Annotated in this window: 13 protein-coding genes; 7 read left to right on the forward strand and 6 right to left on the reverse strand. The window is 70.6% G+C overall.

The features are described from left to right. Positions 1-54 precede the first annotated feature (54 nt). On the reverse strand, positions 55-402 hold the full coding sequence (locus tag ACN26Z_RS00925) for a hypothetical protein (protein WP_093411127.1): 348 nt from the start codon (positions 400-402) through the stop codon (positions 55-57). Then, on the reverse strand, positions 399-791 hold the full coding sequence (locus ACN26Z_RS00930; RefSeq protein ID WP_093411219.1) for a YbaB/EbfC family nucleoid-associated protein: 393 nt from the start codon (positions 789-791) through the stop codon (positions 399-401). The genes ACN26Z_RS00925 and ACN26Z_RS00930 overlap by 4 nt, the downstream gene beginning before the upstream one ends. Positions 792-978: 187 nt before the next feature. Between ACN26Z_RS00930 and mycP (ACN26Z_RS00935) the strand changes: the two genes are divergently transcribed. Further along, positions 979-2,241 carry a type VII secretion-associated serine protease mycosin gene (gene mycP, locus ACN26Z_RS00935; protein ID WP_421459594.1) on the forward strand — a complete coding sequence of 421 codons (1,263 nt, stop codon included), beginning with the start codon at positions 979-981 and terminating at the stop codon, positions 2,239-2,241. 97 nt (positions 2,242-2,338) lie between these two features. Here the strand turns inward: mycP (ACN26Z_RS00935) and ACN26Z_RS00940 are convergent, their stop codons facing one another. The 3 genes from ACN26Z_RS00940 to eccB form a co-directional block, all read right to left on the reverse strand. Next, a complete protein-coding gene (locus ACN26Z_RS00940; RefSeq protein ID WP_093411129.1) occupies positions 2,339-2,629 on the reverse strand; it encodes a WXG100 family type VII secretion target in 291 nt (96 codons plus the stop codon). Positions 2,630-2,644: 15 nt separating this feature from the next. After that, positions 2,645-2,974, reverse strand: coding sequence for a WXG100 family type VII secretion target (locus ACN26Z_RS00945; protein ID WP_093411131.1), 330 nt, complete (start codon positions 2,972-2,974; stop codon positions 2,645-2,647). A 156-nt stretch (positions 2,975-3,130) separates the two neighbouring features. Continuing rightward, a complete protein-coding gene (gene eccB / locus ACN26Z_RS00950; protein ID WP_421459595.1) occupies positions 3,131-4,558 on the reverse strand; it encodes a type VII secretion protein EccB in 1,428 nt (475 codons plus the stop codon). Positions 4,559-4,699: 141 nt separating this feature from the next. On the opposite strand from eccB, the gene ACN26Z_RS00955 reads away from it, so the two are divergent. Together ACN26Z_RS00955 and ACN26Z_RS00960 are read left to right on the forward strand one after the other, a co-directional pair. Further along, positions 4,700-5,440: an SUKH-3 domain-containing protein gene (locus tag ACN26Z_RS00955; protein ID WP_282236509.1), complete on the forward strand. Its 741-nt coding sequence runs from the start codon at positions 4,700-4,702 to the stop codon at positions 5,438-5,440. Between the two features lie 73 nt (positions 5,441-5,513). After that, a complete protein-coding gene (locus tag ACN26Z_RS00960; protein ID WP_421459596.1) occupies positions 5,514-6,254 on the forward strand; it encodes an SUKH-3 domain-containing protein in 741 nt (246 codons plus the stop codon). A gap of 8 nt (positions 6,255-6,262) precedes the next feature. On the opposite strand, the gene eccD is transcribed toward ACN26Z_RS00960, so the two are convergent. Beyond that, positions 6,263-7,651 (reverse strand): type VII secretion integral membrane protein EccD, encoded by a 1,389-nt coding sequence (gene eccD / locus ACN26Z_RS00965; protein WP_282236507.1) that lies wholly within the window; start codon positions 7,649-7,651, stop codon positions 6,263-6,265. Positions 7,652-7,792: 141 nt separating this feature from the next. Between eccD and eccCa the strand changes: the two genes are divergently transcribed. The 4 genes from eccCa to mycP (ACN26Z_RS00985) all read left to right on the forward strand — a co-directional run bounded on the left by eccCa (position 7,793) and on the right by mycP (ACN26Z_RS00985) (position 15,677). Continuing rightward, positions 7,793-11,755, forward strand: a complete 3,963-nt coding sequence (gene eccCa / locus ACN26Z_RS00970; RefSeq protein WP_421459597.1) for a type VII secretion protein EccCa — start codon at positions 7,793-7,795, stop codon at positions 11,753-11,755. A 120-nt stretch (positions 11,756-11,875) separates the two neighbouring features. After that, positions 11,876-12,496, forward strand: a complete 621-nt coding sequence (locus tag ACN26Z_RS00975) for a hypothetical protein (protein WP_093411143.1) — start codon at positions 11,876-11,878, stop codon at positions 12,494-12,496. A 31-nt stretch (positions 12,497-12,527) separates the two neighbouring features. Next, complete coding sequence (locus tag ACN26Z_RS00980; protein ID WP_421459598.1) at positions 12,528-14,273, forward strand: hypothetical protein; 1,746 nt, start codon at positions 12,528-12,530, stop codon at positions 14,271-14,273. A gap of 105 nt (positions 14,274-14,378) precedes the next feature. Then, the gene (mycP, locus tag ACN26Z_RS00985) at positions 14,379-15,677 is read left to right on the forward strand and encodes a type VII secretion-associated serine protease mycosin (protein ID WP_282236504.1); all 1,299 of its coding nucleotides are present in this window, start codon (positions 14,379-14,381) and stop codon (positions 15,675-15,677) included. The last annotated feature ends 6 nt before the right edge of the window (positions 15,678-15,683 follow it).

The following is a 15,683-nucleotide window of genomic DNA, read 5'->3' on the forward strand; positions in this document are numbered from 1 at the left end:
TATCGCCACCCCTGAAGCCCCTCTGTCCGATGTCGACCCGTAGCGGGTGAGCTGCTACTTGTCGTCTCCGCCGAACAGCGTCTTGACCATGTCGTCGGTGTCGACGGTGCCCTCGACCGCCCCCTTGACGGTGGGCCCCAGCACCTCGACCAGCGGCACCAGATCCGCGGCGAGGTCGAGGACCCGCTGCGCCGGCTGATCGTCACCACCGAGGTAGTTCTTGTTGAACTCGTTGCCCGGCTCGTCGTCACCCCAGGGACTCGGCCTGGCGGCGTTGAGAGTGTTGATCGTGGCGGCGACATTGCTCCAGGCCGCAGCCAACCGAGCACCGGCCGCGCCGAGCTCGTTGGCGCCCTCCAGGGCAGCGTCGGGCTTGACGAAGGTCTCGCGAAGGTCGCTCATCGTCTCTCCTCCCCGGGCAGATCGCTGTCCAACTGACGGAAGATGCCGTCCAGATCATGATCGATGTACGCCTGGAACTGACTGTCCGGTACGAATGGACGGAGCAGCTTTTCGACCTCGGCCATGGCCTGCTCGGTAGCCCGCCGGATCGTCTCGGTGACCGTGGCGGAAAGCTCCTTCGAGTTGGGCCGGCGGTAGATACGCGGATCGAACTCGACCTTCGTCACCTGACCACGAGGACCGACCGTGACGGTCACCAGGCCGTCTTCGGAGGTGACGGTCGCCTTCACCGTCTTGATCTGCTGTTGCAGGTCGCCGACACCGGAGCGCATCCGCTCGAACTGCGCCATCAGCTCGTCGGCACGGGCGCGCAGCGCCTGTACGTCCATGGCGTGTTCCTCCCCGCGCAGGTCCCATCCGCCGCCCACGCCCGGGCGTGACAACTCGACCATACTGAATGGGCACGACATCGGTGTGCCCGGTCTGGCGGCGGCCCGCCGCTAGGATGCAGCGGGACCGGTTGACGGGAGGCGTGCAGACATGTTCCGGGACCGTCCTGTCGCGACGTTTGCGCTGATGGGGACGCTGTTGACCACGGCTCTGACGATTCCCGTCGCGAGCCCGGCGGCTGCCGCACCGGCGATTTGCGATAATCCGAGCGATCCGGGAGAGGTCAACACCGAGACTCCCTGGCACCAGCGGTGGCTCGCCCCGCAGCGGGTGTGGCCGTTCAGCACCGGCACGGGAGTGCGGGTCGCGGTCGTCGACTCCGGCACGGACAGCAGTCACCCGCAGTTGGCCGGTCGGGTGGCCACCGGCTTCGACGCCCTGCGCGGCACGCCGGGGGGCGACGTGGACTGCGTGTCCCACGGCACCGCCGTGGCCAGCATCATCGCCGCTCGCCGCCAGGACGGAGTGGGCTTTCACGGTCTGGCGCCGGACGTCACGATCGTGCCGGTCCGGGTCAGTGAACGCAACGCGAACGAGGGCCCGGGCGCTGGCGGCGAGACCGTCACCGGGGCCGTCTTTGCGCAGGCCATCCGCCACGCGGTCGACGACGGTGCCGATGTCATCAACCTGTCGGTGACGTTGTACCAGCCGGATCCTGACGTTGAGCAGGCCGTCCGGTACGCGCTGGAGAAGGACGTCGTGCTGGTCGCCGCCGCCGGCAACCAGCACCAGGACGGTGCCCGCCCCGATCCGGTGCCCTACCCTGCGGCCTACGACGGCGTGATCGGCGTGGGCGCAATCGACCAGTATGGGGCCCGGATCCGGCAGTCCCAGATCGGGCCGTACGTGGACATCAGCGCTCCGGGCGGTGCGGTGGTGGCGGCGACCAGACTGGCCGGACACAACACCTACGACGGGACGAGTTTCGCCGCCCCGATGGTGAGTGCGACCGCCGCACTAATCCGCGCGGCGGAGCCGAACCTGTCGGCCCGGGAAGTCACCAGACGCCTCCTGGCCACCGCCGATCCGGCCCGGGGCGACGCCACACGCGGCTACGGCAGCGGCGTGGTCAACCCGTACCGGGCGGTCACCGAACGACTGACCACCGGGGACCCGGTGGCCCAACCGCCCCTGCCCGAGGTGCCGTACGACGCAGCGGCGCAGGCCCGCGCGGACCGCTGGGCGGTCTTCGGCCGGCTGGCCCTCTGGATCGGCCTTGCGCTGGCCATGGTCGCGGTCGGTGTCGGGGTGCTGGCCACACTGCTACCGCGCGGCCGTCGCACCCGTTGGCGGCCCACCCGCCCGTCGGCACCGCCCCCGACCGAGCCCGAGATCGACGAACCCGAGGAGGTTTTCTTCCGGGTACCCAATTCGATGCCGCGCGGTTGAGCGCGGCGTCGCCAGTCACCGGACGGCGAGTGCTGTCTTGCGGCGCAGACGGCGATGGCCCGGCGCGGGGCCGGGCCATCGGTGCTGCGATCTCGGTTCAGCCGCCGAACTTCGCGCGGTTCGCCGCCTCGCGGGCCTGCATCTTCGCAGCCGACTCACGAAGCGCCTTCTCGATCCGCCCAAGCAGGTCACGAAGGTCGTTGGCGGCCGACTCCCACTCAGTCTGCCGCTGGAAGTACGCCTCCCGGGCGTCGCCGTCCCAGGTGGCCAGCAGCGGCGCGATGCCGGACTTGAGCCCGTCCAGCTCACCGGTCATGTTCCGGACCGCACCGCTGCAACTGTCGGCGGCGGCGTTCAGCCCGGCGAAGTTGTACCGAATCTCCGTCATGAGTCTTCTCCCCCGTCAGAGCTTCAGCGCCGCGGTGATCTGACCGGCGGTGGCACCCGCGCCATCCATGTCGGCCCGGATCTCCTCGTCGCTGACGTCGTAGTCCTTACCCGCAGACCCGACCGCCTCGGCGATCGCCCGCAGCGCGACGTTGAGGCGGGCCATGTCCTGGTCGAACCGCTCACGCACCTGCTGGAAGGAACCGGCACCAGCGCCCTTCCACTGGTCGTACAGCGGCGCGAGCTGGTCCATCAGCGAGTTGAGGTTGCCGGTGAGCCGATCGGCGACGGCATCGACGTCACCTTCGGTCTTCAGCATCAAGCCGGTGTCGGTGTTCATCGACATGGCGGAAGTCACCCCCGTCCTCAATTGATCGCCCCGACTCACCGGGGCGTCCTGTCAGTCGGTGCTCGCGCACCATCGTCGTACGAACGGTAACGGGTCGTGTCCAGCCCGCGCTAGACCGTTGCTCGACCCGCATTTCCATTGTGGCTGGTCAGGTCACTCCGGGTCGAGGGCGAGTTTCGCCGTCGTCGGGTCGAGTACCGGCCCGGCAGGCAGGCGGACCACCAAACTTGCAGGCAGCCGTACCGGCCGCACCTCCGAGTAGCCGAGAATGGCAGGTACGCCCTCGGACGCCAGCGGGTAACGGTGACCCAGGTCGGTGACCAGGTTCAGAGTTCCCGTCTCCTGGTCAGGGGAGGAGACCGCAGCGACCAGAACGCCGTGACCCGGCTCGATCACGACCCGGTCGGCGAGCGGGATCCCGTCACCCGTCTGCTCACCGGTGCGTACCGGCTCCCGAACCGGTTGGACCTGCGCGTCGAGCAGCAGTGTCGGTTCATCGGCGCCCGGTTGGTAGGCCGCGCAGATCGCCGGCTGGTCGCCGGCCAACCGAGCGATCTCCGGCCGCTGCTCCGGCGCGCGATGCCGCCCCTGGGCCGGTGCGGCTGCCTTGGGCGCCGAGGCGGCGGTACCGGCGGCCAGTTCGATCGGGAAGGGCCTCGCCTCTCCCGGGTACGCCAACTGGGTCTCCCCGTCGGCCATCACCACATCCGCCTGAAGTGGGGTGATCGGCGCCAGCCTCGTCCGTTCGGCGAGGTAGTACTGGCGGCTGCCGCCCTGGCTCTCCACCACGAAGACCTGGCCGACCCGGGCGTCCGGCAACGCCGTCGAGGGAGTCCCCCGGTCGGCCACCCGTCGAGGCGCGATCGGCTCTCCGGCCGGCAAGGCGTTCAGCCACGCCCCACCCACCTCCACCACTGGCTCGGCGCTCATGGTGAGACCCTCCAACACGATTTTCTCGCTGCGGATCTCGTACCGATGGTCACGCCAGACCAGATGCAGCTGATCAGTCTTGCGGTCGCGCACCAGCAGCGCGCTGTCACCCGGATCACGCCCGCCGCCGGGTGCCCGCCCGACGGTGAGCACGGTGGTGGCGACGATACCGCCGGCCGCGTTACGCGCCGGCTGGGTACAGAGGGTCCAGGGTCCGTCCAGGATGCGGCCGGCCGGAGGCAGCGCGTCCGGAGCGAACGGGATGCCGATGCGCGGGCCGCGCGGGGTGCCGACCAGCGAATTGCGCGAAACCGAAACGGTCGGTGCCGCAGTCTCCATGGCCAGCAGGGCAGACGCGTAGTTGAGCACCGGGTGCAGCCGTCCCTCCCGGTACAGATAGCGGGTACCGGTCTCCTTCTCCAGGATGACCGCACCGCCCTCCTTCCATTTGGTTGCGCCGCCGGGACGCAGCAGTCCGTACACCCCCACTGCGGCCAGGCAGAGCACGGCCACCATGATGCTGGCGAAGCCGGCACCACCGAGCCGGCGGAACGGCGCCGCCTCCGGATCGGGCTCGCGCGCCACCAGCGCGGAGGTCATCCGCTGGACGAAGAACTGGTACGACTGAACCTGGTCCCGCCGCGACGGCATGGCACCCCTCCCCTGGCGTACGCCGGCACGGTCACGAACTCCGGACCGCGGTGCCTACCATAGGCACGGCGTCGAGCCGACCGGTGCCCGCATCCGGAGTCGGCCTGCGTAACCGACGACGGCATCCCGAGGAGTCCTTCGATGATCAGCCGCGACGAGGCCCTGGCCATCGCCCGCGAATGGGCCGACGAGCGCCGGGTTGCATTCGACGTGACCCTGTTCGAGTTCGACCTCGGTTACGTCGCCTGCCTCGTCGAACCGGTCGCCGCCGCGACCGACGGTCCACCCCTACCGCCCCCGGCCACCGGTTACCCCCGAGCCGTCATCGACCGAGAGAGCGGCGAAGTCTCCCAATGGCCCTCACTGCCGTGGCAGACCATCGCCGAGCGGTACGCGCAACGCCGCGCCGCCGAGGGACGCTTCCCGCCAGACGTCCGGTACGTGCTGGAGCAAGCCGGTTGGTTTCCGGGCCGTGATGCCAGCGCCGCAGTCGACCACTGGATGGTCCGCTTCGCCGACGAACTCGCCGGACTGGAATGCCCACCCGTCGTACGTGCTGCGCTTGTGGAATTCGGCGGTCTACGGCTGCCTCAGTTCGGTCGGAGCGGCCGTCCGGGCGGCGGCTTCATGAGCTTCATCCACCCCACTCGTGGTGGGGTGGTCACGGACGCGGCCCGAGACTTCGCCGAGGAGTTCGACAATCCGGTCTACCCGATCGGCAACAACGAGGACGGACCGTCCGAACTGGTCGCCGACGCGCAGGGGCGGGTGTTCATGCTGCACTGGGCCGATTACTTCTTCGTCGGCCCGGATATCGACTCCGCCATCGTCAAGCTGATCCGGGGCGGCCCGATGGCTGAGGCCAGCGACCGCAGCTGGTGAACCTGGCCTGACCGCCGACGTAGCAGCCACCGTGGCCGGCGTCCATCATTGCGGCAGCCCGAGGAGTCCTTCGATGATCAGCCGCGACGAGGCCCTGGCCATCGCCCGCGAATGGGCCGACGAGCGCCGGGTTGCATTCGACGTGACCCTGTTCGAGTTCGACCTCGGTTACGTCGCCTGCCTCGTCGAACCGGTCGCCGCCGCGACCGACGGTCCACCCCTACCGCCCCCGGCCACCGGTTACCCCCGAGCCGTCATCGACCGAGAGAGCGGCGAAGTCTCCCAATGGCCCTCACTGCCGTGGCAGACCATCGCCGAGCGGTACGCGCAACGCCGCGCCGCCGAGGGACGCTTCCCGCCAGACGTCCGGTACGTGCTGGAGCAAGCCGGTTGGTTTCCGGGCCGTGATGCCAGCGCCGCGGTCGACCACTGGATGGTCCGCTTCGCCGACGAACTCGCCGGACTGGAATGCCCACCCGTCGTACGTGCTGCGCTTGTGGAATTCGGCGGCCTGCATCTGCCCCAGTTCGGCAATGACGGCGACGTGGGCGGCGGATTCACCAGCTACATCCATCCCACAGAGGGCGGCGTGGTGACGGAGGCTGCCCGGGCCTTCGCCGAGGAATTCGACAACCCGGTCTACCCGATCGGCAACAACGAGGACGGACCATCGGAACTCGTTGCCGACGCGCAGGGGCGGGTGTTCATGCTGCACTGGGCCGACGACTTCTTCGTCGGCCCCGACATCGACACCGCAATCGTCAACCTGATCCGCGGCAATGAAATGTCCGAGGCCAGCGACCGCGACTGGTGACGGAACCGTCAGCCGTTGATGGCGCGCATGAACGCGTACAGGCCGAGCACGCTGCACGCGACCGGGACCACGGCCAGCTGGAGCAGGATGTCGAACGTGTCGCCGAGCCGGGCCAGTCGGGGAGACGGGGCACGCCGGCTGTAGGCGAGCCCGGCGGCGGCTGACAGCCCGGCCGCGACCAGGGCCACCGGCAGGACGGCCAGCACCCGGGCGCCGGTCGACGCGTCGGTCGCACCGACGAGGGGCAGCAGCCCCAGGCCCACCAGGCCGACGGCGAGCATCGGCACCCGGTGCCGGACCGTCGACACCAGTCGGGCGCGCAGCAGGTAGCCCAGCGAGATGATGCTGGCGAGCAGCAGCGCGGAGAGCGTGCCGGTCGCGGTGAGCACGATCAGGCCGGCGATGGTGATGACGAACGCCCCGAAGATCATGCCGGTGAAGACCTCGTCGGCCCGGGCGGTGGCCTGGTAGATGACTTCCCGCTTCGGCTGCGGCTCGTCGCGCAGCAGGTCCGCGGCGGTACGCGGCAGCGCCGGCATCGGCATCTTCCCGAGCCGCACGGAGAGCAGCGGCATCGCCGGCAGCAGCAACGTGACCGCACCGACCACGATCGCACTGCCCTGCGCGGCATCCATGGAGCCGAGCGCGAGCAACCCGCCGGCCATGCCCCAGAAGCCGACGAAGACCGCCGCCACGAAGACCCGCGTCGCGTCGCCCACCCCGAGCAGCCCGAGCAGCCCGGAGAGCAGCAGCACCGCGGAGCCGAGCAGCACGTGCGGGGCGCCCAGCGCCCAGACCGACTCGCCGGTGCCGATCACCAGGACGCCGCCGACGAAGGCGTAGGGCAGGCCGGCGGCGGCGACGACCGCGCCGGCGAGGGAGTCGGCCATCGCCCGGGACAGCACGATCCCGCAGACCAGCAGCAGCCCGGCCGCGCCGAGGGCGACCGCACCACCGAGCCAGCCGGGCTCCTCGGATGTCACGATCACGACGAGGCCGAGCAGCAGCAGCACGCCGGCCACGATCAGACCGGTCAGCCGGGTCGCGAACGGGCTCCAGACCACCCCGCGTCGTCGGGCACCGTCGGCAACGGCCTCCATCAGGTCGTCGTACGCCAGCTCCGGCCACTCGGTGCGCCGCGGCACCAGGTGCAGCGTCTCGCCGTCGCGGACGTTCTGTGCGGCCAGCGTACGGGTCAGGTCGACCGGGCTACCGTCGCTGCGCCGCAGCATCCAGCCGCCGTGGCTGGTGCCGTCCGACGGTTCCTCGTCGGCCTGCCGCAGCACGGCGGGTAGCAGCCCGACGAGCGGCAAATGCTCAGGTAGGGCGAGGTCCAACCGTCGGTTGGGGGCGATGACGGCGATGCGCGCGAGTCCGGTTCCGGCCTGGGTGACCACTAACGACCCCTCGGTACGAGGAGCGGGCCAGCGGCCCGCGGCTGTCCTGACGGGCAAAGGCTACCTACCATGTGCCGGTGACGCGGGGGGCGGTTCACCGCGGCGCACCCAGACCCAGGAGAGGCGACGGAGGTCTGTCACGTGAGCACGGTGGTCGTCAAGCGACCCGCCCGCCAGCCGGAGCCGGAGTATCCCTCCGGCGAGGTGCTGCTGGACGCGCCGCCCGAGGTGCCCGCGCCGAGCGGTAAGGCGTGGGGGCAGATGCTGATGCTGCTGCCGATGCTCGCCGGCTCGTTCGCGATGGCCCTGATGTTCGCCGGTCGAGGCGGGTCGACTCTCGGCTACGTCACCGGTGGCCTGTTCGGACTCTCCGCCATCGGGATGCTCGCATCGCAGTTGACCAACAACTCCGGCGGCCCGGGCAAGCAGGAGATGCTGCAGAAGCGCCGCGAGTACATGACGCATCTGTCCCGTCAGCGGCGTCGCGTACTCAAGACGATCCGTAAGCAGCGCGAGGCGGCGTTCTACCGGCACCCGGACCCGGATGTGCTCTGGTCCCTGCCGCTGGGGCCCCGGCTGTGGGAGCGGCGACGCGGCGACGTGGACTTCGCCACCGTACGCATCGGCCTCGGGCCGCAGGAACTGGCGACGCCGCTGGTGCCGCCACCGGCCACGTCGTTGGAGAAGCTGGAGCCGATGTGCGCACTCGCGCTGCGCCGGTTCCTCACCACCTACGGCGAGGTACCGGACCTGCCGGTGACCATGGCGCTGAACGGATTCGCCCGGGTGCACCTGCGTGGCGACACCGAGGCGGCCCGGGCCATGGTCCGGGCGGTGCTCGCCCAGGCCACCGCGTTTCACGCGCCCGACGACATGCTCGTCGCGATCTGTGTCGCGCCGGACCGGCGGGCCGACTGGGAGTGGACGAAGTGGCTGCCGCACGCCCTGCACCCGTCGCGCACCGACGCGCTCGGCCAACTGCGCCTGGTGGCACCCTCGGTGACCGGCCTGGAGGCGATGCTCGACGACGTGCTGGCCAGCCGGCCCCGGTTCAACGCCAGTGGCAGTACGCCGCAGGTCGCCGGCCCGCACGTGCTGGTGGTCATCGACGGTGGTGACACCGCCGGGTCGGATCACCTGATGACCGAGGGCGGAGTGGAGGGTGTCACCCTGCTCGACCTGTCCACTCCGGCACCGCGCCTGCTCGACCGGGCGCGGCTGGTGCTGGAGGTGTCGGCGGAGCGCCGGCTGCACAGCATCACGGTGGATGGTCCGGCCGAGATCGGCCGGGCCGACGAGTGCCGGGTGGCCGAGCTTGAGGCGTTGGCCATGCAACTCGCCCCGCTGCGGCTCTCCGCCGCCTCCCGGGGCAGCGGCGACACGCCACTCACCACGGAGCTGGGCCTGGCCGAGCTGCTCGACATCGGCGATCCCTACGAGTTCGACGTGGATCGGGCGTGGCAGCCACGGCCCAACCGCGACAAGCTGCGGGTGCCGATCGGGGTGGGTGCCGACGGCGGGCCGGTGGAACTGGACCTGAAGGAGTCGGCGCAGGACGGCATGGGGCCGCACGGCCTGCTCATCGGCGCGACCGGCTCCGGCAAGTCGGAGCTGCTGCGCACCCTGGTGCTGGCGCTGGCGGCCACGCACTCCTCGGAGAGCCTCAACTTCGTGCTTGTCGACTTCAAGGGTGGTGCCACCTTCACCCGGCTGGACGGTCTGCCGCACACCAGCGCGGTGATCACCAACTTGGCCGACGAGCTGCCGCTGGTGGACCGGATGACCGACTCCATCAACGGTGAGCTGGTCCGTCGGCAGGAGTTGCTCCGCGCGGCCGGCAACTACGCCTCGCAGCGTGACTACGAGAAGGCCCGGGCGGCGGGCGCGCCGCTGTCTCCGCTACCGAGCCTGCTCATCATCTGCGACGAGTTCTCCGAGCTGTTGACCGCCAAGCCGGACTTCATCGACATGTTCGTGCAGATCGGCCGGGTCGGTCGCTCGCTCGGCGTGCACCTGCTGCTGGCCAGCCAGCGTCTGGAGGAGGGTCGGCTGCGGGGACTCGACACCCACCTGTCGTACCGGATCGGTCTGCGGACCTTCTCGGCGATGGAGTCCCGGGTGGTGCTGGGGGCCACCGACGCGTACGAGTTGCCCCGGTCGCCGGGGCACGGTTACCTGCGTTTCGGCACCGAGCCGCTGGTGCGGTTCAAGGCCGCGTACGTCTCCGGCACCTATCGCAGCAAGACCGCGGCGGCGGTCGCGGCCGGTGACGGTGAGGACCGGGTACGCGAGTACACCACGTCCTACGTCGCCCCGCCGGTGACCCGTACGCCCAAGGAGGAGACCGCACCCGAACCGAACGACGGGATGGGCGAGAGTGTGCTCGACATCCTGGTCGGTCGACTCGCCGGGCGAGGCAAGCCCGCGCACCAGGTGTGGCTTCCGCCGCTGGCCGAGCCGCCGACGCTGGACCAGTTGCTGCCTCCGATGACCGCGGATCCCGCCCGTGGCATCACCGTCGCGCACGCCGGCCTGCTCGGCGAGTTGCAGGTCGCGGTCGGCATCGTCGACAAGCCCTTCGACCAGCGTCGGGACGTGCTCTGGTTCGACCTCGCCGGTTCGGCCGGTCACGCGGTGATCGTCGGCGGTCCGCAGAGCGGCAAGAGCACCCTGCTACGGACTGTCGTCACCGCCCTGGCGTTGACGCACACTCCGCGTGAGGCCCAGGTCTACTGCCTCGATCTGGGCAGCAGCGCCTTGTCGTCGCTGCGCGACCTGCCGCATGTGGGCTCGGTGGCGACCCGCCTCGACTCCGGCCTGGTCCGGCGTACCGTCGCCGAGCTGCAACTGCTGATGGGCGAGCGGGAGCGGCGGTTCGCCGAGCGCGGGGTCGACTCGATGGCCGAGTACCGGCGGGCCCGGCGGCACGGCCAGCACGACGACGACCCGTTCGGCGACGTGTTCCTGGTGATCGACGGTTGGGCGACGTTGCGGGCGGAGTTCGAGGACCTGGAGCCCACGATCAACGACATCGCCAACCGAGGGCTGTCCTTCGGGATCCACCTGATCGTGACCGCGAGCCGTTGGATGGATCTGCGACCGGCCGTCCGGGACGTCTTCGGCACCCGGCTGGAGTTGCGGCTGGCCGACGCCAGCGACTCCAACCTGGACCGGCGGGCGGCGATGAACGTGCCGGAGAAGTCACCGGGCCGGGGCATCACCCCGGACGGGCAACAGTTCCTGGCGGCGCTACCCCGAGCGGACAGCGCGCAGGAGGCGGAGACCCTGCCCGAGGGCGCGCGGAAGCTGGTCACCGACCTGGCCGCCGCCTGGCAGGGGCCGGGAGCGCCGCCGATCCGGTTGCTGCCGCCCGTGGTGCCGTACGGCAGCCTGCCGAGCACCGGCCGCCCGGGAATTCCCATCGGCATCGCCGAGGTGGACCTCCAGCCGGTGCAGGTGGACTTCGCCGCCGACCCGCACTTCATCCTGTTCGGTGACGGCGAGTCGGGAAAGAGCACCTTCCTGCGGGCGCTGGCGCAGACCATCGTCGACCGCAACGAGTTGACCGAGGCTCGGCTGGTCATCGTCGACTACCGGCGCAGCCTGCTCGGCGACATCGACACGCCGCACCTGATCGGGTACGGGTCGACCGCGCAGGTCACCGAGAGCATCGTCGCCGAGGTGGCTGGGGTGATGCGCGACCGGCTGCCACCGCCGGACATCAACGCCGAACGGCTGCGGGCACGCGACTGGTGGAAGGGTCCCGACCTGTACGTGCTGGTCGACGACTACGACCTGGTGGCCGGCGCGGGCAGCAACCCGTTGACACCGCTGCTGGAGTTCCTGCCGCAGGCTCGGGACATCGGCCTGCACGTGGTCATCGCCCGGCGTACCGGCGGTGCCAGTCGGGCGCTCTACGAGCCGGTACTGATGCGGCTGCGGGAGATCAGCACGCCGGGCATCGTGATGTCCGGCAACCGGGACGAGGGGGTGCTGCTCGGCACCGTCCGGCCCGGGCCGCTGCCACCGGGACGGGGCTGGCTGGTGTCCCGGCGTGGTGGTACCCGGTTGGTGCAACTGGTGCACCTTCCGCCACGCTCTTGAGCCCGGTACGGGGTTGCCCGATCAGGCTACTGTCGGCCAGAGTGGACTCACGGTGCGCGGCTACGGGCCCCAGGGGGCAGCAGCCGCGCCGGCATCGTGTGAGCTGACGGGGGAGGGAACATGGGCGACGAGTGGCTCGTCGACGAACAGATCGACGTCGACATCCAGCAGCTGAAGGACTTCGCGCTGGCCATCCAGCGGGAGATGGAGACCAACTTCCAGCCCAGCTTCGACAACGGCCTGCGCCCCATGCTCACGGTTCAGGCACCGTTCGGTGGCGGCGGGATGAAGGAAGCCGCGTTCTTCCGGGGCCGGCACGACGAGAGCCGGATGGCGATCTCCCATCTGATGGGCGACGTGATGAAGGGGCTCACCGCCCTGAGCATGGCCGCCATGTCCATCTCGGCCGAGTACCTGACCGGCGACGCGCTGGCCCAGGCCACCAACGAGGACGTCTACAACGCGTTCACCGCCGTCGACGGTCAGGACACGCTCAGCGGCCGATGGCAGGAGGGCACGGAGAACCCGGCGGACTCGGTGCCGGAGTCGGCCCTGAACCCGGCGCCGATGAATCCCTACCACGGCCTGGACTCCTGCCCGACGGGTGAGCAGCGCGAGGAGACTCCGGCGTGGGCGCAGTCGGAAGTCGTCGGTGAGGGGGCCGGCGCGTACGTGATTCACGGTGACGGCGAACGCATGCACGGCGAAGATCTCCGGCTGGACCAGTCGGATCTCCGGTGACGGTGGCACAGGCGAGGCCTGAGGAGCGGGGATGAGCGACGACTACTACGGCTGGCAGCCGGTCAGCTACCCGATGTACGCCGGCGTGTCGGATGACTACGCGGCCGAGCGGGCCGCCGGGGCCACGCCGTACGAGCCCACGGCCTGGGATTCGGTGAACATCGAGCAGATGTGGGAGTACGTCCGCAAGGAGAGTGACGAGCGGACGACTGCCCTCGCCGACATGTGGCGGCGAGCGGCGAGCCTGCTGCAGACCACTCGGGACAATCTCAAGCGTCACGCCGACTCCCTGGATGCCCGCTGGCAGTCGCCCGCGGCACGGGTCTTCATGTCCCGCGTGGGCGCCACGCTGCACTCACTCGATGAGTGGAAAACCGTGGCCAGCGACAACGCCACCGGTCTGGACCAGCTCGCCAGCAAGATCGGCACTGCCCAGCGGGAGATGAAGACGCTCTGGGAGGAATACCGCGCCGAGCAGATCCGGCAGGGGGAGCGCCGGACCGATGACGCGGGCGTCCAGGCTGTCGACCTGGTCGAATGGGTCCCGGGTGTGACAGGCAACGACGGCAAGTCGTACGAGGACGTGCAGAACGAGTACCACCAGCGCGCCAAGAACATCGCCAAGCCGCTGGCCGACCTCTACATCGACGTCTACATCTCAAACATCTCGCGGGGCGGGAAGTTCAAGGGTCCGACGGACGCGGTTATCACCAATCCGTCAAACGTGCCCCGCCCTGGCGCTCCGGGGGCTCCCCCGCCCGGCGCACCCATGAACGGGGCCGCCCCAAACCGTCCGGCCATGCCCGGCCGGCCGGATCTGCCGACCCGACCCGGTGGGGCCGACGCGCCGACCGACGCCGCGCCACCGCCGCCACCAAATCTTCCGGAGGGCGTCGGTCTGGCAGGTGGCGCCGCAGCGCCGGTCGCCCCACCGCCGACCGCACCGCCGGTGACCACCGCACCCACGGCACCCGTGACTCCCGGTCCGGTGGTGCCGCCGGTGGCCCCGCCCGGGCCGCGACCGGGCAACCCTGGGCTGAACGCACCGAACTCAGCGCGACCTAACGCACCGAGGACCACCCTGCCGGGTGCGGGCGGTCCCGGCGCGCCCGGTGGCCGTGGGCCGGGGCCCAACCGGCCCACCCTTCCTGGGGCCGGCGGCCCGGGTAGCGGCTCCGGGGCACCGGGTGGCCGGAAAAGTCCCGCGCCGAGCCGCCCGACCTTGCCCGGCAACACCGGCGCTGGCGCTCCCGGCGGTGGCCGCGGTCGGCCGGGTCTGGGCAACCGGCCGGGCGCTTCGGCCACTCCGCCGCCGTCGAGTCCGCGGCTGCCCGGCTCCACCGCCCGCCCGAGTCAGCGCGGTGCCGCCCCCGGACGGCCCGCCGCACCTCCGCCGAGCCTCGGCGGTCAAAGGAGTGCCGCGCCGGGCGGGCCGCCCAAGGCCAGCGCTCCACCGAGCGGCAGATCGGCCGCCGGTAAGCCGGTGACCGGCGGAGGCGCTGCCGGCGCCCGACCCGATCTGAGCGGACGTGCCGCTGCGGGCACCGGGCGACCTGCGCCGACGACGGGGCCGGCTCCGTCGCTGGGCGGTCGGCGCGGCGGCTCAACGACCCCGTCTCCACGCAAGGGTGCACCCCGCGACGCAGAGCAGGAGACCTGGGAGTACGGCGACGGTGACGACGAGTTGTGGGTCACCGAGTCGTCCGCCGCTGGTGTGGTGGAGGCCCCTGTCGAACACCGCCCCCGGGAGCAGGGCAGGACGCTCGGCCAGAGCTGACCGCAGTCGGGCCGGTCACCCAACCCTGGGTGGTCGGCCCGTACCATGCGGTGACTGTCTATTCGCAGCCGTCCCGTGGCGGCGCACAGAGGAAGGCTGACGGGCATGCGTGTCCTCACACGATCGGCAGCCGCCGCGCTCACCACCGCGAGCGTTCTGGCGGCCGTCGCCCTGCCCGCCGCACCCGCCCACGCCGACTCCGTCCGCGACAGATCTTGGCACGTCAAGAGCTTGGAATTGGCCGAACTCCACGACATCACCAAGGGTGAGGGCGTCACCGTGGCGGTGGTTGACACCGGGGTGGACGCGACACACCCGGATCTGCGCGGCAACGTCCTGCCCGGCGTCGACCTCTACGACGACGGCACCAAGGGCCGCCTCGACCGTCAGGGACACGGCACCGGCATGGCCTCACTGATCGCCGGTCGCGGGCATGGCCCTGGCGGCCGTGACGGGGTGCTCGGCGTGGCACCGAAAGCCAAGATCCTTCCAGTGACGATCAAGAAGGACGGCGCCCCGTTGATCGCACCGACGGCCCTCGCCGCCGGCATCAACTGGGCGATCGACGCCGGTGCCGACGTGATCAACGTTTCTCTTTCCAGCAGCTTCAACGAGGAGCTGAACCGGGCGGTCGAGCGCGCCTACCAGAACAACGTGATCGTGGTCGCCGCGGCCGGTAACGACGACCAGATCCTCGTCGGCGCGCCGGCCTCGCATCCCGGCAGCATCGCCGTCAACGCTGTCGACCGTAAGGGCGTCATCAGCAAAAAAGGTTCGGTACCGGGAACCTTGGACCTACCGATCAGCATCGCCGCCCCCGGTCAGGAATTGACGATGGCTCGCCCCGGTGGTCGGTACATCACCGCGACCGGCAGCAGCAGCGCCACCGCGATCGTCTCCGGTGCGGTGGCCCTGATCAAGGCGGAGTACCCGGACCTGAGCGCGTACCAGACGTTCCAGCGGCTGCTTGAGACCACCAGGGACGCCGGTGAGCCGGGCCGCGACGAGTACTACGGCTGGGGCATACTCGACCTGCGGGAGGCGTTGACCGGCGAACCCGACGGGCGGGGCAGCCGCAGCGCGGCAACCGGCGAGCCGGAGATCGACGAAGCACTCGCTGCCGCGCGAGCAGCCGGAAGCGACGGTCCCGACTACGCGGAAATCGTGATCGTTGTGCTGGTCTGGGTGGTCTTCCTGGCCATGCTCGTCGGCGGAGTGGTGGCCATCGTCAAGCTTCGTCGCCGCTCGCGCCGCCACCGAGACACCGGCCTGGCCGCAGAGCCCGCGCTCGCCGGCAGTGGGCCTGCCGCGCCGGCAACGCCGGGCGGGACGGTCGGCGATCAGACCTTGTCTGATCCCGCTCGGGCTGGTGACGCCGTCTGGCGCCGCCCGTCGAATGAGTAGCAGGAC

The sequence above is a fragment of the Verrucosispora sp. WMMD703 genome, from assembly GCF_049178935.1.
GTDB lineage: Bacteria > Actinomycetota > Actinomycetes > Mycobacteriales > Micromonosporaceae > Micromonospora > Micromonospora sediminimaris.

Excerpts from the sequence above, each read along its gene's own strand:
- ACN26Z_RS00960 (WP_421459596.1), top strand. The coding sequence starts at position 5,514 with ATGATCAGCCGCGACGAGGCCCTGGCCATCGCCCGCGAATGGGCCGAC.
- ACN26Z_RS00955 (WP_282236509.1), top strand. The coding sequence starts at position 4,700 with ATGATCAGCCGCGACGAGGCCCTGGCCATCGCCCGCGAATGGGCCGAC.
- ACN26Z_RS00980 (WP_421459598.1), top strand. The coding sequence starts at position 12,528 with ATGAGCGACGACTACTACGGCTGGCAGCCGGTCAGCTACCCGATGTAC.
- ACN26Z_RS00925 (WP_093411127.1), bottom strand. The coding sequence starts at position 402 with ATGAGCGACCTTCGCGAGACCTTCGTCAAGCCCGACGCTGCCCTGGAG.
- ACN26Z_RS00930 (WP_093411219.1), bottom strand. The coding sequence starts at position 791 with ATGGACGTACAGGCGCTGCGCGCCCGTGCCGACGAGCTGATGGCGCAG.
- mycP (WP_282236504.1), top strand. The coding sequence starts at position 14,379 with ATGCGTGTCCTCACACGATCGGCAGCCGCCGCGCTCACCACCGCGAGC.
- mycP (WP_421459594.1), top strand. The coding sequence starts at position 979 with ATGGGGACGCTGTTGACCACGGCTCTGACGATTCCCGTCGCGAGCCCG.
- ACN26Z_RS00945 (WP_093411131.1), bottom strand. The coding sequence starts at position 2,974 with ATGTCGATGAACACCGACACCGGCTTGATGCTGAAGACCGAAGGTGAC.
- ACN26Z_RS00975 (WP_093411143.1), top strand. The coding sequence starts at position 11,876 with ATGGGCGACGAGTGGCTCGTCGACGAACAGATCGACGTCGACATCCAG.
- ACN26Z_RS00940 (WP_093411129.1), bottom strand. The coding sequence starts at position 2,629 with ATGACGGAGATTCGGTACAACTTCGCCGGGCTGAACGCCGCCGCCGAC.
- eccB (WP_421459595.1), bottom strand. The coding sequence starts at position 4,558 with ATGCCGTCGCGGCGGGACCAGGTTCAGTCGTACCAGTTCTTCGTCCAG.